Annotated in this window: 18 protein-coding genes; 8 read left to right on the forward strand and 10 right to left on the reverse strand. The window is 69.4% G+C overall.

Annotated features, from left to right (window positions below; translation table 11 throughout):
• From OMP43_RS09800 to OMP43_RS09820, 5 genes are all read right to left on the reverse strand, one after another.
• Positions 1-1,128 carry an efflux RND transporter periplasmic adaptor subunit gene (locus OMP43_RS09800; RefSeq protein ID WP_280279530.1) on the reverse strand — a complete coding sequence of 376 codons (1,128 nt, stop codon included), beginning with the start codon at positions 1,126-1,128 and terminating at the stop codon, positions 1-3.
• A gap of 54 nt (positions 1,129-1,182) precedes the next feature.
• Positions 1,183-1,515, reverse strand: coding sequence for a hypothetical protein (locus OMP43_RS09805; RefSeq protein WP_280279531.1), 333 nt, complete (start codon positions 1,513-1,515; stop codon positions 1,183-1,185).
• A 216-nt stretch (positions 1,516-1,731) separates the two neighbouring features.
• Complete coding sequence (locus OMP43_RS09810; protein WP_280279532.1) at positions 1,732-3,261, reverse strand: DHA2 family efflux MFS transporter permease subunit; 1,530 nt, start codon at positions 3,259-3,261, stop codon at positions 1,732-1,734.
• 11 nt (positions 3,262-3,272) lie between these two features.
• Entirely contained in the window at positions 3,273-4,418 is a 1,146-nt protein-coding gene (locus tag OMP43_RS09815; RefSeq protein WP_280279533.1) for an HlyD family efflux transporter periplasmic adaptor subunit, read from the reverse strand.
• Positions 4,411-5,880, reverse strand: coding sequence for an efflux transporter outer membrane subunit (locus OMP43_RS09820; RefSeq protein WP_280279534.1), 1,470 nt, complete (start codon positions 5,878-5,880; stop codon positions 4,411-4,413). The genes OMP43_RS09815 and OMP43_RS09820 overlap by 8 nt, the downstream gene beginning before the upstream one ends.
• Positions 5,881-5,981: 101 nt before the next feature.
• Between OMP43_RS09820 and OMP43_RS09825 the strand changes: the two genes are divergently transcribed.
• Complete coding sequence (locus OMP43_RS09825) at positions 5,982-6,599, forward strand: TetR/AcrR family transcriptional regulator (RefSeq protein WP_280279535.1); 618 nt, start codon at positions 5,982-5,984, stop codon at positions 6,597-6,599.
• Here the strand turns inward: OMP43_RS09825 and OMP43_RS09830 are convergent.
• Both OMP43_RS09830 and OMP43_RS09835 read right to left on the reverse strand, forming a co-directional pair.
• Positions 6,596-6,829, reverse strand: coding sequence for a hypothetical protein (locus OMP43_RS09830; protein ID WP_280279536.1), 234 nt, complete (start codon positions 6,827-6,829; stop codon positions 6,596-6,598). The genes OMP43_RS09825 and OMP43_RS09830 overlap by 4 nt on opposite strands.
• Positions 6,830-6,837: 8 nt before the next feature.
• Positions 6,838-7,905 (reverse strand): Glu/Leu/Phe/Val dehydrogenase dimerization domain-containing protein, encoded by a 1,068-nt coding sequence (locus tag OMP43_RS09835; protein WP_280279537.1) that lies wholly within the window; start codon positions 7,903-7,905, stop codon positions 6,838-6,840.
• Positions 7,906-8,029: 124 nt separating this feature from the next.
• Between OMP43_RS09835 and OMP43_RS09840 the strand changes: the two genes are divergently transcribed.
• The 5 genes from OMP43_RS09840 (at position 8,030) to OMP43_RS09860 (ending at position 16,745) form a co-directional block, all read left to right on the forward strand.
• On the forward strand, positions 8,030-8,497 hold the full coding sequence (locus tag OMP43_RS09840) for an Lrp/AsnC family transcriptional regulator (protein ID WP_280279538.1): 468 nt from the start codon (positions 8,030-8,032) through the stop codon (positions 8,495-8,497).
• A 394-nt stretch (positions 8,498-8,891) separates the two neighbouring features.
• A complete protein-coding gene (locus tag OMP43_RS09845; RefSeq protein ID WP_280279539.1) occupies positions 8,892-9,995 on the forward strand; it encodes a LacI family DNA-binding transcriptional regulator in 1,104 nt (367 codons plus the stop codon).
• Positions 9,996-10,156: 161 nt separating this feature from the next.
• Complete coding sequence (locus tag OMP43_RS09850) at positions 10,157-13,036, forward strand: TonB-dependent receptor (RefSeq protein ID WP_280279540.1); 2,880 nt, start codon at positions 10,157-10,159, stop codon at positions 13,034-13,036.
• 116 nt (positions 13,037-13,152) lie between these two features.
• A complete protein-coding gene (locus OMP43_RS09855; RefSeq protein WP_280279541.1) occupies positions 13,153-15,096 on the forward strand; it encodes a glycoside hydrolase family 3 protein in 1,944 nt (647 codons plus the stop codon).
• Positions 15,097-15,248: 152 nt separating this feature from the next.
• Positions 15,249-16,745: a tryptophan 7-halogenase gene (locus tag OMP43_RS09860; RefSeq protein ID WP_280279542.1), complete on the forward strand. Its 1,497-nt coding sequence runs from the start codon at positions 15,249-15,251 to the stop codon at positions 16,743-16,745.
• Between the two features lie 272 nt (positions 16,746-17,017).
• On the opposite strand, the gene OMP43_RS09865 is transcribed toward OMP43_RS09860, so the two are convergent.
• Positions 17,018-18,004: a cupin-like domain-containing protein gene (locus OMP43_RS09865; RefSeq protein ID WP_280279543.1), complete on the reverse strand. Its 987-nt coding sequence runs from the start codon at positions 18,002-18,004 to the stop codon at positions 17,018-17,020.
• Positions 18,005-18,048: 44 nt separating this feature from the next.
• Here OMP43_RS09865 and OMP43_RS09870 point away from each other — a divergent pair, with 44 nt between their 5' ends.
• Together OMP43_RS09870 and OMP43_RS09875 are read left to right on the forward strand one after the other, a co-directional pair.
• Positions 18,049-19,452: a glycoside hydrolase family 30 beta sandwich domain-containing protein gene (locus OMP43_RS09870; protein ID WP_280279544.1), complete on the forward strand. Its 1,404-nt coding sequence runs from the start codon at positions 18,049-18,051 to the stop codon at positions 19,450-19,452.
• On the forward strand, positions 19,449-20,696 hold the full coding sequence (locus tag OMP43_RS09875) for a glucose/galactose MFS transporter (protein ID WP_280279545.1): 1,248 nt from the start codon (positions 19,449-19,451) through the stop codon (positions 20,694-20,696). Before OMP43_RS09870 ends, OMP43_RS09875 begins: the two co-directional genes overlap by 4 nt.
• Here OMP43_RS09875 and OMP43_RS09880 read toward each other — a convergent pair.
• The gene (locus tag OMP43_RS09880) at positions 20,680-20,880 is read right to left on the reverse strand and encodes a hypothetical protein (protein WP_280279546.1); all 201 of its coding nucleotides are present in this window, start codon (positions 20,878-20,880) and stop codon (positions 20,680-20,682) included. The two genes, OMP43_RS09875 and OMP43_RS09880, sit on opposite strands and share 17 nt — an antisense overlap.
• 49 nt (positions 20,881-20,929) lie before the next feature.
• Positions 20,930-21,985, reverse strand: a complete 1,056-nt coding sequence (locus OMP43_RS09885) for an alginate lyase family protein (protein WP_280279547.1) — start codon at positions 21,983-21,985, stop codon at positions 20,930-20,932.
• Positions 21,986-21,995 lie beyond the last annotated feature (10 nt).

A 21,995-nucleotide genomic window follows, 5' to 3' on the forward strand; every position in this document is an offset into this window, starting at 1 on the left:
TCAGTCCTCATGGCTCGCTTCGCCCTTGCCGAGCTCGGCCTTGAGCGTGAAGGTGTTGGTGGCGGCGACCTGCTCGCCGCCCGCCAGGCCGGAGAGGATCGCGACCATCGCGCCGTCGCGCGCGCCCAGCGTCACCGGCTGGGTGCGGAAGCCCTGCGGCGTCCGCACGAACAGCACCGGCCGGTTCTCCACGGTCTGCACCGCGGTGGCCGGCACCATCAGCGGCGCGTCGCTCGCCCCGGCGACTTCGATCCGCGCCTGCACCGGCTCGCCCGCGCGCCACTGGCCGCCGCGATTGTCGAGATCGGCGAGCACGCGGACGAGGCGCGTCTGCGGGTCGAGCGCCGGCGCCACGAAGCGCACCCGCGCCATGGCGGTGCGCCCCGCCGCGGTCATTTCGACCGGGTTGCCGGGCCGCACCCGCGCGGCATCGCCGGCCGCGATCGACAGGGCGACGGTCAACCGCTCGAGCGCCGCGATCCGGAACAGCTCCGTCTCCGCCGCATCGGCGGTGAACATCTGGCCGGGCACGGCGCTGCGCGCGACGACGCGGCCGGCGATCGGCGCGGTGATCACGATCCGGTTGAGGCTGCCGCCGCGCACGCCCGAGGCCGCCACCTGCTGGCGCGCCAGCCGCACATCGGTCTCCGCCTGGTCGGCGGCGGCGCGCGAGATCTCGACTTCGCGCAGCGGACGGAAGCCGCGCGCATAGAGCGCCTCGTCGCGCGCCAGCGTCTTGCGGGCGAGCTCTAGCCGGGTCCGCGCCTTTTCCACTTCGGCCTGGAGGCCGGCGGCCTGGCGGCTCTCGATCACCGCCAGCGTCTCGCCCCGGCGGACGGCATCGCCCAGGTTGCGGACGAGCGCGATCACCCGCCCCTCGAGCGGCGCGGCGACCACCCGGGTGGCGTCCGGATCGCTCTCGAGCAGCGCCGGCGCCTCGATCGCCGCGCCGGTGCCGCCCCGGCCGGGCCGGATCAGCGTGATGTTGGCCGCCGCGATCTGTTCGGCGGTGAGAGTCGCGGTGCCTTCGGCATGCGTCTCGGCGGTCTTGTTTTCCGGCTGGGGCGCGGGCGCGCCGCAGCCGGCAATGAGCGTCGCGACGCCAAGCGCCGCTGCGATTCGATACATGAACTTGAACTCCTGACAGGGACAGACGCGCCCCGAGGGGCGCCCAGGCCGGTGTCAGGCGATCGGTGGTCTGAGCGGCGTGTCGGCGACGCGCGCGGCCAGCTCGGCGCTGGGCATGCGCCAGGCCAGGGGGGCGCCGCCATGGGCAAGCGGCGCCGCCGGCGCCTTCACCGGCGCGGCGAGGTCGTGCCCGTGGCAGGTCGAATGGTGATGCGGATAATTCTTGTCGGGATCGGCCGGCACTTCATCGGCGTCGCCGGGCGCGTGCCAGCCCTCGATCTCGATCGTGGTGAGGTGCCGCTCCGGCGCCTCGGTCGCGTGCGCGACCGTCGTCAGGCTGGTGATCACCAGCATCAGACAGGCGATGAAGGGCAGCAACAGGCGCATCACGGCGTCCCTATCACATCCGCGAGCATGTGTAAGCGCCCGATGACGGGCCCGGTTGGGGGACTCATGCGGCAAGCACCGTCATTCCCGCGCTCTCCTCCGTCATCCCTTGTTCTCTTCCGTCATCCCCGCCTGCGCGGGGATGACGGGTTTGCTGATGGATGATGCCGGGGTTTGCCGATTGTGATGCCGGGGTTTGCTGACTGGATCTTGCGCCTAATGCGCCGCGCCCGCCCCCACCGCGCGGCGCGGGCGCGGGGTCAGCCAGATGATCATCGCCGCGCCGACGAAGACGAAGGCGGAGAGCAGGAAGATGTGGCTAGTCGCCAGCGCGAACGCTTCCTTGTCGACCAGCTGCGCGATCGCGAGCCGCGCCTGGTCGAGCGAGAAGCCCTGCGCCGCCATCGCATCGACGGTGCCGTCGCTGTTCAGCCGCGCGGCGATCTCGCTGCGGGCGACGCGCGCGCTGTCGTCCCAGGCGGTGGTCGAGACCGACGTGCCGATCGCGCCCGCCATCGTCCGCAGGAACGCCATCACGCCCGCCGCCGATGCCGTCTCCTCCGGCCGCACCGAACCCAGCGCCAGCGTGGTCAGCGGAATGAAGAAGAACGGCATGCCGATGCCCTGGAGCATCTGCGGGAAGGCCAGGCTCCAGAAATCGGCCTGGCTGTTCCAATGGACCCGCAGCAGCGAGGTGAAGCCGAGCCAGAGGATGCCGAAGCACACCAGCGCCCGCGGATCGACCTTGCTCGTCAGCTTGGCGACGATCGGCGACATGATCACCGCCGCCACGCCGGTGAAGGCCGTGGCATAGCCGGCATAGGTCGCGGTATAGCCCATGCTCGTCTGCAGCCATTGCGGGATGATCACCGCCGAGGAGAAGAAGGTCCCGAAGGCCAGGGCCAGCGACAGCACCGCCACGGTGAAGCCCCGGTGCCGGAACACGCGCAGATCGACGATCGGCTGGTCCTCGGTGCCTTCCCAGGCGAGGAAGACCATGAAGCCGATCAGCGCGGTCACGCCGAGCATCACGATCGTGCGGTCGTTGAACCAGTCATGCTCGCGGCCGAGATCGAGCATGATCTGCAGCGCGCCGATCCACAGCAGCATCAGCATCAGCCCGACCCGGTCGACGCGCAGCTTGCTCGTCGGCGTCTCGACCTTGGAGAGCAGCCGCATGCCGCCGAACGCGCACAGGGCGGCGACGGGGATGTTGATGAAGAAGATCCAGTGCCACGACCAGCTGTCCGAGATCGTGCCGCCCAGGATCGGGCCCAGGATCGGCGCGACGACGGTGGTCATCGACCAGACGCCCATCGCCTGGGCGCGCTGCTCCGGCTTGAAGATGCGCATCAGCAGCGTCTGCGACAGCGGCATCAGCGGGCCGCCGCACAGCCCCTGGCCGACGCGGCAGGCGACGAGCATGCCGAGCGAGGTCGACAGGCCGCACAGCACCGAGAAGACGCCGAAGCCGATCATCCCGAAGGTGAAGGTGCGCACCGTGCCGAAGCGCCCGGCGAGCCAGCCGGTCAGCGGCACGCACACGGCCTCCGCCACGGCATAGGAAGTTATGATCCACGTCCCCTGGCTACCCGAGATGCCGAGGCTGCCCGAGATGTGCGGGACCGAGACGTTGGCGATGGTGGTGTCCAGCACCACCATGAAGTTGGTCAGCGCGAGCACCACGCCCGCGAGGATCAGCGGCACCCCGGTCAGGGGCGCCGCCGTCTCGGTCTTGCCGTTCATCGCAGCCGTCCTCAGTTCTTCGAGACGTCGATCTCGGCGTCCATGGAAAGGCCGACCCGGAGCGGGTGCTCGGCAAGCTCCCTGGGGTCGAGCGCGACGCGCACCGGCAGGCGCTGGACCACCTTGATCCAGTTGCCCGTGGCGTTCTGCGCCGGGATCAGCGCGAAGGACGAGCCGGTGCCGCCCGACAGGCCGACGACCCTGCCGTGATATTCGACGCCGCCGCCATAAAGGTCGGACTTGAGCGTCACCGGCTGGCCGACCTTCACGCGGGTCAGCTGGCCTTCCTTGAAATTGGCGTCGACATAGAGCTGGCCGATGGGAACGACCAGCATCAGCTGCGCGCCCGGGGCGACGCGCTGGCCGACCTGGACGTTGCGGCGCGTCACCACGCCGTCGATCGGCGCGCGGATCACGGTGCGATCGAGATCGAGCCGCGCCTGCGCCACCCTGGCCTGGGCGGAGAGCACTTCCGGCGCCGAATTGGCGGTGGTGCCGCTGATCAGCGCATTGTTCGCCGCAAGCTCGCCGCTGGCCGCGCCGCGGGTCGAATTCGCCTGGGCCACGCCGGCCCGCGCCAGCTCGAGATTGGCCCTGGCCGAGGAGAAGGCATTGGTCGCCGAAGTGAGCTCCTCGCCCGACACCGCGCCATTGGGGGCGAGACGCTGGCGCCGGGCGAGGTCCACCCGCGCCTTCTCGTAATCCGCCTCGGCGGCGACGAGCTGGGCACGGGCTCGGGAAATATCGGCGCCCCGGGCCTGGACCTGCGCGGCGAGCGCCGCGCTGGTGGCCGAGGTCTGGCCGTACTGGCGGCGGGCCTTGGCCAGGTCCGCCTCGGCCTGGGCGAGCGCGATCCGCGCGTCGCTGTCGTCGAGCCGGACGAGCACGTCGCCCCTCTTCACCGCCTGGGTATCGGACACCGCGACGCCGGCCACCTGCGCGGCGATCATCGGCGTGACGCTGGCGGTATCGGCGCCGACATAGGCATTGTCGGTGCTGATATAATGGCTGCCGACCAGCACGTACCAGCCGCCATAGCCGATGCCGGCGATCAGCACCGCGCCGGCGATGCCGGTGAGCAGCCGCCGGCGCAGGCTGGGCTTGGCGGGCGCCGCGTCGGCGTTCGCGACATGGATCTGGGGTTCGGCGTCAGCCATGGGTCGAGTCCTTGGTTGCGGCGGCGGCCGCGGTGTCGGTGGAAAAGCCCCCGCCCAGCGCGCGGACCAGCTGGACGTCGAGCGTGAACGCCCGCGCCTCGAGATCGGCGACGATCTGGCGGTTCTGCAGCACGCCCTGCTCGGCGGTCAGCACGTCGAGAAAGGTCGACAGGCCGCCCTCGTAGCGCTGGCGGGCAATCCCATAGGCGGCCTCGGAATCGGCGAGCGCCTGGCGGCTCTCCGAAAGCCGGGTGACCAGGGCGTGCTTGCTCGTCACCGCATCGGCGACTTCGCGATAGGCGGTGGTCACGGTCGCATCATAGGTCGCGACCGCTTCGTCATAGCCGGCGCGGGCGCCCTTATACTGGCCGGCCAGCTGCCCGCCCCGGAAGATCGGCAGGCTGATCGCCGGGCCGACCGAGCCATAGGTCGATCCGCTCTTGAACAGATTGTCGAGCCCGAAGGCCTGGAAGCCGATCAGCGCGCTGAGGTTGATCGAAGGGTAGAAATCGGCGCGCGCCACCTTGATGCGGCTCGCGGCGGCCTCCACCCGGGCGCGGGCGGCGGCGATGTCCGGGCGGCGGCCGATCAGGTCGGTGGTGACGCCCGCCGGGAGCCCGTGCGCGCCGGCCGGGCCGCCCGGCAATGCGATGGTCAGCCCACGGTCCGGCCCCTTGCCCAGCAGCGCGGCGAGGCGGTTGCGGGTGAGCCCGATCGCCTCGTCGGTGGCCGCCAGGTCGGCGCGGGCGGCGGGCACCGCGGCATCGGCCTGTTTCAGCTCGGCGCGGGTATCGAGCCCGTTGGTCACCCGGTCGCTCACCAGCTTCTGCGTCTGGGTGCGCAGCTCCAGCGCCTGGGCCTGGACGCCGCGCTGCGAGGCCAGGCGCGCGAGATCGGCATAGGCGCCGGCGATGTTGGTCGAGAGTACGAGCCGCGACTGCTCCAGCTCGATCCGCGCCGCCTCCGCATCCGAAGTGGCGGCGGCGAGCGAGGCGCGGTTCTTGCCCCACAGGTCGAGATCGAAGCTCAGATTCGCCGCGACCTGGCCGCTGTCGTTCCAGCCCTTGGGCACGAAGGCGGCGGGAATACCGTTATTGTAGCTCTGCTTGCCCTCGGTCGCGCCCGCCTGGACGCCCACGGACGGCAGCAGCGCCGCGCCCGCCTGCTGGGCATAGGCCTGGGCCGAGCGCAGGCGCGCGGCGGCGGCGGCGAGATCGGGCGAGCCGGCCAGCCCTTCGGCGATCAGCCCGCTCAGCTGCGCGTCGCCATAGGCGCTCCACCAATCATTGGCGGGCCAGTTCGCCGCATCCGCCCGGGCGGCCAGCGACTGGTCGGCGGCATAGCCGGCCGCCGCGCGCACTTCGGGACGGGCGCCGAGCTGCGGCACCGGCGCGCATGCGGAAAGCAGCGCGGTCCCGGCAGTCGCGACGAGCAGCAACGGACGAAGGGAGAATCGGATCATCATTTAAATACCGTACTGTCGGGTACGGCGCGGCAGATGGGCGCGGGCCGCCATCTTGTCAACCCGTAATCGTACCCTATAGTACGGTTATGGAGAAAATCATGGAAAGGCCGTCCGGCAAGCGCGAGGCGCGCAAGGAGGAACGCCGCGAGGCGATCCTGGCGATCGCCAAGCGCGTGTTCCTCGACCAGGGCTATTCCGGCGCGTCGATGTCGGCGATCTCGGCGGAGCTTGGCGGCTCCAAGGGGACGCTGTGGAGCTATTTCCCGTCGAAGGAAGAGCTGTTCGCCGCGGTGCTCGACGATGCGACCAAGGAATATCGCGGCCAGCTGGCCGATGTGCTCAAGCCGGGCGAGGACGTGCGCGCCGCCGTGCTGCAATTCTGCCGGGGCTTCATCGCCAAGATCTCGTCGCCCGACGGGTTGCGGCTGCACCGGCTGATCGCCTCGGAAGTCAGCCGCTTCCCCGAGATCGGCGACATCTTCTATCGCCGCGCGCCCATGCCCACCCAGCAGTTGCTCGCCGCCTTTCTCGAGCGCGCGATGGATGCGGGGACGCTCCGCCGCGCCGACCCGCTGTTCGCGGCGCGCGTGCTCGCCTCGCTCTGCCTCGGCGTGCAGCAGCGCATGATCTGGGGACAGGAGCTGTCACCGGCCGAACGCGACCACGAAGCCACGCAGATGGCCGAAGTGTTCCTGCGCGCCTTCGCGCCCGTCTAAAGCGGCACCCCGTCGAGCGCCACGGCCTCCACGCCGATGCAGCGGCGCATCTTCTCCGCCACGATCCGGCCCAGCGGCCCGGCCAGGCCATCGAGCTCCAGCCGCACGGTCATGCGCTCGGGCGTCACGCGCACCTCCATGGCCGGCGCCGCGAGATCATGCTGCGCGGCCAGGCCGACCAGGCGGCACAGCAGGGCGGCACTCGCCTCGCCCATGATGTCGAACCGCATGGCCGGGCTCAGGCAGCCTCGCGCACCGACGCCGCCGACGCCGCGACGATCCGCGCGCGGGCAAGCGCGTCGGCGGCACGATGCGGCGCCAGCCCCTCGCGGGCGGCATGGGCGAGCACCGCGCCGAGCCGCAGGCCGGTCGCATGGACGCGCGCCGCCACTTCATCGGCGCTCCAGCCGAGATATTCGCCGGCCACGCTGATGATCCCGCCCGCGTTCACGACATAGTCGGGCGCGTAGAGGATGCCGCGATCGGCGAGCCGGTCGCCATCCTCGGGCGTGGCGAGCACATTGTTCGCCGCGCCGCAGACGATGCGCGCGCGCAGGCGCGCCACGGCGTCGCCATCGAGCACCCCGCCCAGCGCGCAGGGCGCGAAGATCGCGCAGCGGGCATCGAGGATGCTGTCGCGGCCCATGATCTCCGCATCGTAGCGGCAGGCGATGTCGGCGGCGACGCCGGGGCGCGGCTCGGCGACGATCAGCCGCGCCCCCGCCGCATGGAGCATCCCGCACAGCGCCGACCCGACACTGCCGAGCCCCTGCACCGCGACGCGCACCCCGCGCAGGTCGCTGCCCAGCTGGCGCCGGGCCGCCTCCTCCATCGCCAGGAACACGCCGCGCGCCGTCCAGGGCGAGGGATCGCCGCCCGGCCTGCCGCCCCGGGGCGGCAGGCCGGCGACATGGCGGGTCTGGCCACGCACCGCTTCCATGTCGGCCACGCAGGTGCCGACATCCTCGGCCGTGACATAGGCACCCTCGAGCCGCGCCACCGCCCGGCCGAACGCCGCGAACAGCCGGCGCCGGTCGAAATCGCCGGCCGGCAGGTTCAGCACCGCCTTGCCGCCGCCCAGGGGTAGATCGGCCATCGCGTTCTTGAAGGTCATGCCCTCGGCCAGCCGCATCGCATCGCCGACCATCGCCGCATGGCTGCCATAGCGCCACAGCCGGCACCCGCCCGCGGCGGCGCCGCGCCGGGTGGAGTGGAGCACGATCACGCCGTCCAGCCCGCTTTCCATGTCGCGCAGCACGTGCACGCTCTCCGGCGGGGTGGCGGTAACTTGCGGGGCATCGACCATGAAAGCGCTCCTGAAATCCAGGGATGACTCTTCCACGGTTTCGCGGGATAAACTGGCCTTGTTCACGCGCCATCGCCGAACATCGGCACGATCTGACCCGAAAATGCCGAAAAGGAGAATGGATTTGCCCGCCGATCTCGACCCCTTCGAGCGCAGGATCCTGCAAGTGCTCCAGGAAGACGCGTCGCTGCCCACCGCCCGGCTCGGCGAGATGGTGGGCCTGTCGAGCTCGCCCTGCTGGCGCCGCGTCGACCGGCTGGAGAAGGAAGGAATCATCACTCGCCGCGTCGCGCTGGTCGATCGGCAGAAGATCGGGCTCAACGCGCACATCTTCGCGCAGATCAAGCTGAACGCGCACGGCCGCGCCAATCTCGACGAGTTCGCCGCGGCGATCCGCTCCTTTCCCGAAGTGCTGGAGGCCTATGTGCTGATGGGGGTGTTCGACTTCATGCTGCGCATCGTCGCCGCCGATATCGAGGCCTATGAGCGCTTCTTCTTTTCCAAGCTCTCCAAGCTGCCCGGCGTGCAGGAGATCAACTCCACCGTCGCGCTCTCGCAAGTGAAGGCAACGACGGCATTGCCGATTCCCTAGGTTGAGGACTCCTATTCTTCCTTCGTCACCCCGGCCTTGAGCCGGGGCCCCGCTATCTCGCCAGCACAGGAAGAAGCGGGATCCCGGCTCAAGGCCGGGATGACGGTGAAAGATCACATACTTGTTTGGGTTCTCAACCTAGGGTCAAAACCCAATCAGCAAACTCCGTCATCCCCGCGCAGGCGGGGAACCAGGGCCAAGGGCAAGGACGGCGAGGCTCGCCTTGCCGTTTCCGGCGAGCACCGGCGTGATCGCTTCGATCGTCCCTTCCTGCCCTGGATCCCCGCCTGCGCGGGGAGGACGGGCTTTGCTGATTGAGTCGTGACCCTGGCCGGCCGGCGCGCATTTTCGGTTGCCGCTCCGCCGGCGCCTGTGCCACCCATTCGCTTCGAGCATGTCATCGCTTTCCAAATCGTCGCCGATACCGGGCGCCAGCGGCACGGAGACCGGCCGGAACGGGCGGCCGCCGACGATCGATGACGTGGCGGCGCTCGCCGGCGTCGGCCGGGCCACCGTGTCGCGCGCGCTCAACGACCAGGCGCATGTGAGCGACAAGATGCGCGACCGGGTGATGCGCGCGGTCGAGGCGCTCGACTATCGAGTCAATCCGCAGGCGCGCAATCTCGCCAGCCGGGCGAGCAACACGGTCACGCTGATCAACTGCAACGCGCGCGACGCGCCGCCCAATTCCTATTATTTCGCCGCGATCGAGCTGGGCGCATTGCGCGCGGCCGCGGCGGCGGGGTTCGAGCTCTCGACCTTCAACATCCATATCGAGGACGACAATCGCGACGACCGGCTGATCGAGCTGTTCGCCTCGGGCCGCAGCACCGGGCTGATCCTGTCGCCGCCGCTCTCAGCCGATGTCGAGCTCGCCCGCCGGCTGATCGCCCAGGGCTGCCCGGTGGTCTGCATCTCGCCCAGCGACGAAGTGCGCGCGCTGCTGCCCGGGGTGGGGTTCGACGAGGCGGCGGCCGGCTATGAGATCGCCCATCACGTCGTCGCCGCCGGCCATCGCCGCTTCGGCTATATGCTGGGGATCGAAGGCCATCTCGCCGCCGAGACGCGCTTCGCCGGCTTTCTGCGCGCCCTCGCCGAAGCGGGGCTGGACGAAGGCGCGGTGACCGCGCTGCGCGGCGACTTCAGCTTCCGCTCCGGCGTGGAGCTCGCCGAGGCGCTGCTGGCCGGCCCCGACCGTCCCACCGCGATCGTCTGCGCCAATGACGACATGGCGGTCGGCGCGATGTTCGCCGCGCACCGGATGCACCTGGTCATGCCGGGCGACCTCTCGGTGGTCGGCTTCGACGATGCGCCGGTCGCCGCCTATATCTGGCCGCCGCTCACCACCATCCACCAGCCGATTCGCCGCATCGCCGCGCGCGCGGTGGAGCGCCTGGTCGAGACGCTGCTGCGCGGCCAGGGCACCGGCACGCCGGGCTTCGACGCGATCGATCATCACCTCGTGCTGCGCGAATCGGTCGCGCCGCCGCGCGGCTGAAACGCCTCGGATCCAGCCCCTTCGTAAGCGTTTTCTGTAACGCGTTGACAATTTCGCGCGACGCGATGATACCAATTGGAAGCGCTTCCAGTTTTCTCGGGGCGCGCGATGGGGACAGAGACGGTCGATAACGGCCGCTTGCTATGAGAGGGGAAGAGGCAATGGCGGAGCGTCCGCATGCGCGCGCTATGAAGCGCGCCAAGGGCAATCTCGGACTCACGATTTCGACGCTGGCTCTGGCGACAACGTTGCCAGCCCAGGCCTGGGCGCAGGACGGCGCCACGCGGGCCAGGGAGGACCGGGCGCAGGACCAGGTGCCGGCCGAGGAAAGCACCATCGTCGTGACCGGCCTGCGCGCCGGCCTGCAGAATTCGATCAACATCAAGCGCGACCAGGCCTCGATCGTCGAGGCGGTGTCGGCCGAGGACATCGGCAAGCTGCCCGACGTCTCGATCGCCGAATCGATCGCCCGCCTGCCCGGCCTCGCCGCCCAGCGCGTCAACGGCCGCGCCCAGGTGATCTCGATCCGCGGCCTCGCGCCCGACTTCACCACCACGCTGCTCAACGGGCGGCAACAGGCCAGCTCGGGCGACAATCGCGCCGTCGAGTTCGACCAGTATCCGGCGGAGCTGCTGTCAAGCGTCGTGGTGTACAAGACGCCGGACGCCGCCATCGCCGGCATGGGCCTGTCGGGCAGCGCGGACCTGCGCACGGTGCGTCCGCTCGCCTATGGCAAGCGCGCGATCGCGATGAACCTGCGCGGCGAGCTCGACGCCGATGGCGGCCGCAATGCCGACATCTCCAAATGGGGCTGGCGCGGCACGCTCAGCTATATCGACCAGAATGCCGCTGGCACGCTCGGCTGGTCGCTCGGCTATGCGCATCTCGATTCGCCCAGCCATGTCGATCACTACAAGGCCTATGGCTATGAGGCGTTCGGCGGCATCTGCCAGCCGACGGTCGCCAATCCGTGCAGCCCCAACACCGTCACGCCCGATTCCGCCGACAACGCGCTGCAGCTCAACGGCCAGGAAGCCTGGGCGACCAGCCGCCGCAACCAGCGCGACGGCGTGATGGGCACGCTCGAATGGAAGCCGAGCGACAGCGTCCACAGCGTGCTCGACGTCTATTATTCGCGCTTCAAGCAGAAGGAAGTGATCCGCGGCGCGCAGTGGTTCTCCAACGGCTGGGCGGACAATGCGACCTTCTCCAATATCGGCACCACCCAGCTGGGCGGCTCCGCGATTGGCACCTCGGGCCGCATCACCAACGCCGTTCCGATCCTGCGCAACGACTATAACGAGCGCAAGGACGAGCTGTTCTCGGCCGGGCTCAACAACGAATTCCAGCTCGACGAGCGCACCCGCTTCGTCGCCGACCTGAGCTATTCGACCAACAAGCGCGACGAGACCTATATCGAGACCTATGGCGGCTATGGCGTGGGCCCGTTCCAGACCCGCACCATGGACAATTACGACTTCTCGTTCCCGATCGACGGCGCCTTTCCGCATTATGGCTTCGGCCTGGACTATGCGAATGCCAGCCAGGTCTCGCTCGGCGATCGCGCGCCCTGGGGCGGCTGGGGCCATGACGGCCTGATGAAGTCGCCGCACGTCAAGGAAGAGCTGGGCGCCGTCGACTTCATGCTGAGCCGGGAGATCGGCGGGTTCCTCCGGAACATCGAGCTCGGCGTGAACTACACACAGCGCAACAAGCGCAAGACCGTCGACGAGCTCGACCTCAACCTGAAGAACGGGCGCGCACAGGTGCCGGTCGGCTCGCAATATCTGCTCGACCCGACCTCGCTCGACTTTGTGGGCTTCGGCAACGTGATCGCCTGGAACGTGCCTGCGGCGCTCGACACCTATTACAACAAGACCCCGCTGGAGGACGCCAACCACTTCGACAAGGCGTGGAAGATCAAGGAAGACGTCATCACCTGGAAGGCGAAGGCGAACATCGAATGGGGCCGGCTGCGCGGCAATGTCGGCGTGCAGGTGGTGGAGCAGTTCCAGTCGTCGTCGGGCCTGCGGATCAACCAGACGCTGACTCCGATCGCGCTGTCGCAGGTGTTCGTGACCGCGCATTATACCGACGTGCTGCCCAGCGCGAACCTGATCTACGATCTGGGCGGCGGCCACCGCATCCGCCTGGCCGCGTCCAAGGTGCTGGCGCGCCCGCGCATGGACGACATGCGCGCGAACTTCACGCCGAGCTTCAACACCAATCCGTGCGGCGGCAGCCCGCCCTGCGCGCCGGGCAGCACGGTCTTCCCCTGGTCGGCGACCGGCGGCAACCCGAACCTCCAGCCGTGGCGCGCCAAGGCGCTGGACGTCGCCTATGAATGGTACATCGGCAAGGCGACCTATGTCAGCGTCGCCGGCTTCTACAAATGGCTCGACAATTATATCTACAATCGCAACTTCGCGATCGACTTCTCGGGCCTGCCGATCCCGACCAACCAGATCCCGGGCAATGTCAACATCAGCTCGTTCGGGCAGGTGACGATGCCGGCCAACGGGCCGGGCGGCAATCTGAAGGGCATCGAGGTCAGCGGCGCGATCGAGATCGGCCGCATCATCCCGGCGCTGGACGGCTTCGGATTCACCGGCAGCTATTCCTATACGGAATCCGATCTCAACCCCACCGACGGCAACGACGTGGTGCGCATCCCGGGCCTGTCCGGCACCGTGTACAACGTCACCGGCTATTTCGAGAAATGGGGCTTCCAGGCGCGGGCGAGCTATCGCTTCCGTTCGGCCTTCAAGGGCGAGACGGTGCAGCTGTTCACCAATCGCGGGTACACCGAGATCCTGGCGGACCGGCAGCTCGACGCCCAGATCGGCTATACCTTCCCGGACAATTCGGCGCTGAAGGGCCTGGGCGTGCTGCTCCAGGTCAGCAACCTGACCGACTCGCCCTATCGCACCCGGCTGGGCCTGGACACGGGCGGCACCCACACCAGCGACGGCACGCCGCTGCCCGAGACCTATGAGAAATATGGCCGCCAGTTCCTGCTGGGGTTCAACTACCGCTTCTGATTTCCTCCCCCCGGGTCGACCCTCCGGGCGTTCGAGGGGAGGTGCACGGCAATGCCGGCGCCTCCCCTTTTTTATCCTCGCGGCCCGCGTGCCGCCCCTTGCGGATGAGTAACAAGATGAAAGCGCTGCGATCCGGGCTCTGGCTGATCCTTCCCCTGCTGGCGAGCTGTGCCGGCACCGGCACCGGGGGCGACCTGCTCTGGCATGGCCAGGACTGGCCGGCGCTCCGCTCCCCCACCGCGCCCGACGCGGCGATGGAGGCGCGGATCGCCGGCATCGTGCGCGGCATGACGCTCGAGCAGAAGATCGGCCAGATGACCCAGGCGGACATCCGCTCGATCACCCCGGACGAGGTGCGGCGCCATTATATCGGCTCGGTCCTCAATGGCGGCGGCGCCTGGCCGGGGATGAAGAAGGACGCAGCCGTAACCGACTGGACCGCGCTGTCCGACGCCTATTACCGCGCCTCGATGGCGACCGACATGGCGGTGCGGGTGCCGGTGATCTGGGGCACCGACGCGGTGCACGGGCACGGCAATGTCGCGGGGGCGACGCTGTTCCCGCACAATATCGGCCTGGGCGCCGCGCGCGATCCCGCGCTGGTCGAGCGGATCGGCCGCGCCACCGCTCGCCAGGTGCGCGCGACCGGCATCTCCTGGGTGTTCGCGCCGACCCTGGCGGTGGGCGAGAACCGCCGCTGGGGCCGCACCTATGAAAGCTATTCGAGCGATCCGGCGATCGTCGCCGCCTATTCGCGCGCCATGGTCCATGGGCTGCAGGGCGGCCTGACCGGCGACGGCGACGTGGTGGCCACCGCCAAGCATTTCCTGGGCGATGGCGGCACGTTCGACGGCATCGACCAGGGCGAGAACCGCGCCGCCCGCACCCACATGATCCAGGTGCACGGCGCCGGCTATTATCCCGCGCTCGCAGCCGGCGTGCAGACGGTGATGGTCTCGTACAGCAGCTGGAACGACAGCGCCGCCGGCCAGGACCATGGCAAGATGCACGGCAGCCGCGAACTGCTGACCGACGTGCTCAAGGACCGGCTGGGCTTTGACGGGCTGATCGTGTCCGACTGGAACGGCATCCAGCAGGTGCCGGGCTGCACCAAGGATCATTGCCCCCAGGCCGTCAATGCCGGGATCGACATGATCATGGTGCCCGACGACTGGAAGGCGTTCATCGCCAATACCGTGGCGGACGTGCGCGAGGGCCGCATCGCCATGGCGCGGATCGACGACGCGGTGACTCGCATCCTGCGCGTCAAGCTGCGCGCCGGGCTGTTCGAGCGCAACCCGAACGGCGGCGCCTTCGCCGGCAAGGCCGATGCGCTCGCCGCGCGCGAGCTGGGGCGCGAGGCGGTGCGCAAGTCGGTGGTGCTGCTCAAGAACCAGGGCGTGCTGCCGCTGGCGGCGGGCAAGCGCGTGCTGGTGGTGGGCGCCAGCGCGGACAGCCTGTCCAACCAGACCGGCGGCTGGTCGCTCACCTGGCAGGGGACCGAGAACCGCAATGCCGACTTCAAGGGCGGCACCACGCTGCTCGCCGCGCTGCGCGACGCGCTGGGCACCGCGGACGTGACCTTCTCGCAAGACGGCAAGGACGTCGATCCGGGCAAGTTCGACGCGGTGGTCGCGGTGATCGGGGAGACGCCCTATGCCGAATATAATGGCGATGTCCGCGCGCCCAGGCCGGCGGCGCACAGCGCCCTCCACCCGGACGATCTCGCAGTGCTGCGGCGCGTCTCGGGCAAGGGCGTGCCGGTGGTGTCGGTGCTCTATTCCGGGCGCCCGGCCTATGCGAACGACCTGATCAACCTGTCCGATGCCTTTGTCGCCGCGTTCCTGCCCGGCACCGAGGGCGAGGGCCTGGCCGATCTGCTCGTCGGCCGGCGCCACGACTTTTCGGCGCGCCTCTCCTTCGCCTGGCCGGGCTCGGCCTGCTCCACCGGCGAGGGGCCGGGCAATGTGGTGCAGTTCGCGCGGGGATATGGGCTCAGCTATGCGAAGCCGGGCCGGACCGGCGCGCTGCCGGAGCCGGCGGTGCCGGCCGCCTGCTAGCCTCCCCCTCGTCACCCTGACCTTGTTTCGGGGTCCGGCGTGCCGCGAAGGATATCGCCCGTGGCGCGCCGGATGCCGAAACAAGTTCAGCATGACGAAGGGAATTGAGGCTGGCAGGGTGAAGAAGGAAACGGGGAGGCAAGGGGCGCGACATGCAGCAGATCAAGCGCATCCTGATCGTGGGCGGCGGCACGGCGGGCTGGATGACCGCCGCGCTGCTCGGCAAGCTCTTCCAGGGGCTGTACGAGATCACGCTGATCGAGAGCGAGGAGATCGGCACGGTCGGCGTGGGCGAAGCGACGATCCCGGCGATCAAGAAATATAACGAGCTGCTCGAGCTCGACGAGAACGACTTCATCCGCCGCACCCAGGGCAGCTTCAAGCTCGGCATCGAGTTCGTCGACTGGGCGCACAAGGGCGATGCCTATTTCCACTCGTTCGGCGTGATCGGCCAGGACCTGGGCTGGCTGCGCTGCCACCAATATTGGCTGAAGATGCGCGCCCAGGGCCGCGCCGCGGACTTCTCCGCCTATTCGATCAACAGCGCGGCTGCCCGCGCCAACAAGTTCATGCGCGCCGATCCCAAGATGGCCGAGAGCCCGATCGGCCATATCGCCCATGCCTTCCAGTTCGATGCCGGCCTCTATGCCAGGTTCCTGCGCGCCTATGCCGAGGCGCGCGGCGTGCGGCGGCGCGAGGGCAAGGTTGTGGACGTCGCGCTGGGCGGAACCGACGGGTTCGTCCAGTCGGTCACCCTGGAGGATGGCGAGACCATCGCCGCCGACCTGTTCATCGATTGCTCGGGCTTCCGTGGGCTGATCATCGAGCAGGCGATGAAGACCGGCTATGAGGACTGGACGCACTGGCTGCCCTGCGACCGCGCGATCGCCGTGCCCTGTGCCCGCACCGAGCCGTTCACTCCCTATACCCGCGCCACCGCGCGCACCGCCGGCTGGCAGTGGCGCATCCCACTCCAGCACCGCACCGGCAACGGCCATGTCTATTCGAGCGCGCACATCTCCGACGAGGAGGCCGAAGCCCAGCTGCTCGCCAATCTCGACGGCGCCCAGCTCGCGGACACCAACAAGCTCCGCTTCACCACCGGCAAGCGAAAGCGGATCTGGAACCGGAACTGCGTCGCGCTCGGCCTCGCCTCGGGCTTTCTCGAGCCGCTCGAATCGACCAGCATCCACCTGATCCAGGCCATGGTGATCCGCCTGGTCCGGCTGCTCCCCGATCGCGGCTTCGATCCCGCGACGATCGCCGAGTTCAACCGCCAGGCCGATTTCGAATATGCGCGCATCCGCGACTTCATCATCCTCCACTACAAGGCAACCAGCCGCGACGACACCGCCTTCTGGCGCCAGTGCCGCGACATGGAAGTGCCCGACACGCTCCAGCGCAAGATCGACCTGTTCGCCGCGAACGGCCGCGTCTTCCGCGAGGACGACGAGCTGTTCACCGAGGAAAGCTGGATCCAGGTGTTCCTGGGCCAGGGCGTGATCCCGCGCGGCTATGATCCGCTGGTCGACATCAAGCCCGAGGCACAGGTCGAGGAGTATCTCGGCAACATTCAGCGCGTGATCGCCCGGTGCGTGGACCTGATGCCGGACCATGCCGAATTCGTGGCCAAGACATGCGCGGCCTAGGGTCAATCGACATTCAGGCTAAGGGCGTGGCTTGGCGAGCCGGAACACTTCGAACCAACTTTCTTCGTCACCCTGAACTTGTTTCAGGGTCCAAGGTGCCACCAGCGATATCGCCGGCGGAGAATTGGATGCTAAAACGAGGTCAGGGTGACGGAAGAGAGAGAGGCTTGATGGCGCGCAATCCGCCCTTGGCCCTGGATCCCCGCCTGCGCGGGGATGACGAAATGAATTGGGATGACGAAGAAAACCCAAGCCCCGATCGAGTTTTGACCCTAGCGCCCCAGCCTTTTTCGCAGCCCGTCGAACAGCATCGCGCGCATCTGGGCGATCGCCTGGGGCGAGGTGGCGCCGAACACGCCGCGCGCCTCGGGCGGCAGGTGCGCGCCGGGGTCGCCGTCCGTCAGGAAGACATAGCGATCGAACATCGCCCGCCAGGCGCGGCGCTGGTCGGACGGCAGGCTCCTGAGGCTCACGAACCCGTGCATCATCGCCTCCCAGGGCGAGGCGTCCGGCACCGGGTCCCACCAATAATTCACCAGCACGTTGAACCGGTCGAGCGCCTCGACATGGTGATACCATTGATAGGGGATGTAGATCGCGTCGCCCGGATCGAGCTCGGCGACCAGCGCCGCCGCCATCGCCGTGGCGAAGCGCGGATAGCGCGCGTGATCGGGCGCGGTCAGATGGACCATGCTCACCTGCACGCCGGCCGGCGTCGGATCGAACGGGCCCATATAGAGATTGCCCACCTGCTCGGGCGCGAACAGCGTGAAGCGGCGGCGGCCGGCGCCGACCACCGCGATATTCTCGGTCGGATCGTGATGGATCGCCACCTTGGCGGCATTGCCGATCCACAGGCGCGGCGCCACGCCGGGGACGAGCGCCATCGGATTGGCCTCGGCAAAGCCTGGCATCAGCTGCGGCGCGGGCAGGCCCTGCAGCGCCAGCGCCTCGGGACGCTCCGCCTCGGCCTGTTCGCCGAGCCGGTCGAGAAAGCGCGCGAACGGCGCTTCCTCACGGGTGAAATTGCGCGAGCCGATCGTCGCGCCATAATGCATCCGCCCCTCGATCTCGGGCGGTGCGCGCATGAAATGGACCGTGCCGGGCAGCGCCATGGCGCGGAGATAGCCAGCGGCATCGGCGGCGCGGACGAACTGCCAGTCCGCCGCCAGCCCCTTCATCACCACGGGCTCCCCGGCCGCGCGGATTTCCTGGAAGATCGCGGGCGTGACGCCGTGCCGGCTGCGAATGGGGTTCATGGCCGCGACGCTAACAGCCTGACTGCCCGATGAGGAGAGACATGATGCGCATCCTGCCCGCCCTCGCCCTGCTGGCCGCCACCGCCGCCGCGCCCGCTCCCGCGCCGGCCCCGCAGGTGGAGGTCTGGCTCACCCTGCCCGACAAGTCGGCGCTGCTGGCGAAGCAGCCCGCGCTTCCGCTCCGGCGCGGCGCCGGCGGGACGATCACGGTCGATCCCGGCAAGCGCTACCAGAAGATGGTCGGCTTCGGCGCGGCGATCACCGATGCCTCGGCCTGGCTGATCCAGCATCGGCTCGATCCCCGCCAGCGCGGCGCGCTGCTCCGCGAGCTGTTCGGCAGCGAGGGCCTGGGCTTCGCCTTCACCCGCCTCACCATCGGCGCGTCGGACTTCTCGCGCACCCATTACAGCTATGACGACCGGGCCAGGGGCGAGACCGACCCGGCGCTCGCGCATTTCTCGATCGCGCCCGCCCGGGAAGACGTGCTCCCCACTGCCCGCGCCGCCCGCGCGATCAATCCCCGGCTCGCGGTGATGATCTCGCCCTGGAGCGCGCCGGGCTGGATGAAGTCGACCGACTCGCTGGTGAAGGGCACGCTGCGCGCGGAAGCCTATGCGCCCTTCGCCCGCTATCTCGGCAGGACCGTCCAGGCCTTTGCCGCCGAGATCGGCCCGATCGACTATCTGAGCATCCAGAACGAGCCCGATTTCGAGCCGGAAAACTATCCCGGCATGCGCCTTTCCGCCGCGCAGCGCGCCCGGATCATCGGCGACCATGTCGGCCCTGAATTCGCGCGGATGGGGCTGAAGACCGGGATCCTCGACTGGGACCATAATTGGGACAAGCCCGAGCACCCGCTCGGCGTGCTCGCCGATCCCGCCGCCAGCCGTTACGTCACGGGCGTGGCCTGGCATTGCTATGGCGGCGACGTTTCGGCGCAGACCAAGGTGCGCGATGCCTTCCCGGACAAGGACGTGTTCTTCACCGAATGCTCGGGCGGCGACTGGTCGGGGCCCTGGGCGGACAGCTGGAGCTGGACGCTGCGCACGCTGGTGATGGGCGCGCCGCGCAACTGGGCGCGCGGCGTGCTGATGTGGAACCTCGCGCTCGACGAGAATCATGGCCCCCATCTCGGCGGCTGCAACGATTGCCGCGGCGTGGTGACGATCGACGGCAAGACGGGCGCGATCACGCGCAACCCCGAATATTATGCGCTGGGCCAGGCCTCGCGCTTCGTCCGTCCCGGCGCCTGGCGGATCGACGCGACCAGCACGCCGGGCGGGATCGAGACGGTCGCCTATGCCAATCCCGACGGCAGCCGCGTGCTGATCGCGTTCAACGCCGCCGCGACGGCGCGGGACCTGGACGTGACGGCGGAGGGCAGCCGCTTCGCCTATCGCCTCGCCCCGCACGGCGCCGCGACCTTCCGCTGGCGAAAGCCGCGTTGAGCGAACCCGCCGCCCCGACGCGCTTCGCCTTTGCGAGCGTGACGGCCCTGTTCTTCGGCTGGGGCTTTGTCTGCGCGAACAACGATCCGCTGATCGCGGCGGCGCGGCGAGTGTTCGCGCTGGGCTATACCGAGGCGCTGCTCACCCAGATCGCTTCGTTCGCCGCCTTCTTCCTGCTGTCGCTCCCTGCCGCCGCCATGCTCGCCAGGCTCGGCGCGATGCGGACGATATTGGCCGGGCTGGCCGTGATGGCGGGCGGCTGCCTGGTGATGCAGGCCATGGGCCGGCTGGCCGATTTCGCGGTGGTGCTCGCCGCGATCTTCGTGCTGGCGAGCGGCGTGACCATCCTCCAGGTCGCCGCCAATCCGCTCGCCGCCGCGCTGGGGCCGCCCGAGCGCAGCCATTACCGGCTCACCCTCGCCCATTCGTTCAACGCGCTCGGCGTGGTCTGCGGCGTGCATTTCGGCGCGCGCTTCGTGCTGGCGGACGCAGTGTTCCATTCGCCCGAGCCGATCCGCTCGGCGGCCGGGCGCGCCGCGGGCATCGTGGCGATGATGCAGGCCTATCTGGTGATGGCGCTGCTGGTCGCCGGCCTCGCCGTGCTGGCCTTCGCCGCGCGCCGCGCGATCGCCGCCGCCACGATGCCGGAGCCGCCCGCCGCCGGCGGCGCGTTCGCCGCGCTGCGCTCACGCTGGGCGCTGCGCGGCGCGCTCGGCATCGCCCTGTATGTCGGTGCCGAGGTGACGATCGGCAGCACGCTGATCCTCTATCTCTCCCAGGCCCACACGCTTGGCCTGCCGCTCGACGTGGCGGGCGCCTGGGTCGCCAATCTCTATTGGGGCGGCGCGCTGCTCGGGCGCTTCGCCGGCAGCTGGCTGCTGCGCTTCGTGCCCGCCCCGCGCCTGCTGCTGCTGGCGGGGCTCGCCGCCGCCGCGCTCTGCCTCACCTCGCTGGTGCTGCCGGGAGGGCCCGGCGCCTGGTGCCTGCTCGCGGTGGGGCTGTGCAATTCGATCATGTTCCCGACCATCTTCGCGCTCACGCTCGAGCGCTCGGGCACGCCCGTAGCGGCGACCTCGGGGCTGCTCGTCCTCGCGGTCGGCCCCGGCGCGGCGCTGCCCCTGATCGCCGGCGGCATCGCCGACACGGCCGGGCTGGGCTGGGCCTTTGCGGTGCCCGCCCTCGCCTATCTCTACATCGCGGGCTTCGCCTGGAAGGCGCGGCGCGGGCCTATTTCTTCGGGGTGACCCAGACGGAGACCGGCACCACCACCTTGCCCGGTGCCGGCTTGCCGATATCGACGCGATCGATCGCGACCAGCTCGCCGCTTTCGAGTGTGAACGAGGCCCAGGGCTTGGGCATGCGGCCGAAGCTCATCTTCTGGATCGGCTGGCCGGTGGTCGAATTCATGACGGTGGCAATGACTGGCATTTGCCGGCGGATAGCCAGCCGCCGCGATTCCTGTCCAGCGCGGAATCGATCAGCGGCCGAGCAGGACGATCCAGTCGGTCGGCTGGCGCCCGGTGCGCTCGGCGAGCTTCGCCGCGAAGTCGCGATAGCCGGGGGCCAGCAACCGGGCGAGCGCATAGGTGTTCACCGCATTGCCCGGATCCCAGGGGTGCGGCGCATATTCCTTCTGCCCCGCCGCGGCCCGGTCGCGATCGAACTGGATCCGCGAATGGACGAACTCGACATGGGTCTTCTCGCCCGTGGCATAGGGCTCCAGCCAGGCAAGCGCGCCGGCCAGGCTCGAACCCGAGGGGCTCTTCCAGCCATACCAGTCCTCGCCATGCGCGCGGGCGGCGAGCGCCGCCATCAGCAGCGGGTCGAGGTCATAGGTGACATAGTGCAGCGCGTCCCGCTCGTGGAAGTCGAACACCGATCCGTCGGCCTGGATGTTCGTGCCCACCTGCTTGCGGAACGCCGCGCGCGCCCGCGCGATCAGCGTCGCGTCGCCGGTCTGGAACGCGGCCATGGTCGCCAGCTTGACGCGGTGGCTCTGCCAGTTGGTTTCGGCGTTCTTCGGGCCGGCATCCATCGCGTCGAGATAGCCCGCCGCCATCCTGCGCCAGAAGCCATCCAGCTTGCCGCGCAGCGCGGGCGGCAGGTCGGCCTCGGTCAGGTCGGTGGCGAGCAGCAGCGTATCGAACCCGGTCTCGTCGATCGGGTTGAACGACATCCGATAGACGTCCGCCCAATTCGCCAGATAGCGCGCCGCCTGGTCGAGATAGCGCCGCTCGCCGGTCAACCGCCAGGCGAGCGCCAGGGCGAGGACGATCCCCTGGTCCTGCTTGGCCTTCAGGCTGATCTCGCGGATGCCCTTGCCCGGCAGCGTCCCCTCGGTGTGGAGCTGCGGGATGGCGCCCGGCGGACGCTCCAGCGCCGCGTCCGCCCGGCCGCGTATCTGGCGGGCGACGGGATCGTCCGGCGCCACTGCCCTGGCGAAGCCGGCGCCGAGGATCGCATGGTCCTGAGCGAAGGCGGGAAGGCCGCCGAACGCCAGCAGGACGGCCGCGCTGGAGAGAAGCAGTTTCATCGGGCGGCCT

It is taken from the genome of Sphingomonas sp. CBMAI 2297, assembly GCF_029870595.1.
Lineage (GTDB): Bacteria > Pseudomonadota > Alphaproteobacteria > Sphingomonadales > Sphingomonadaceae > Sphingomonas.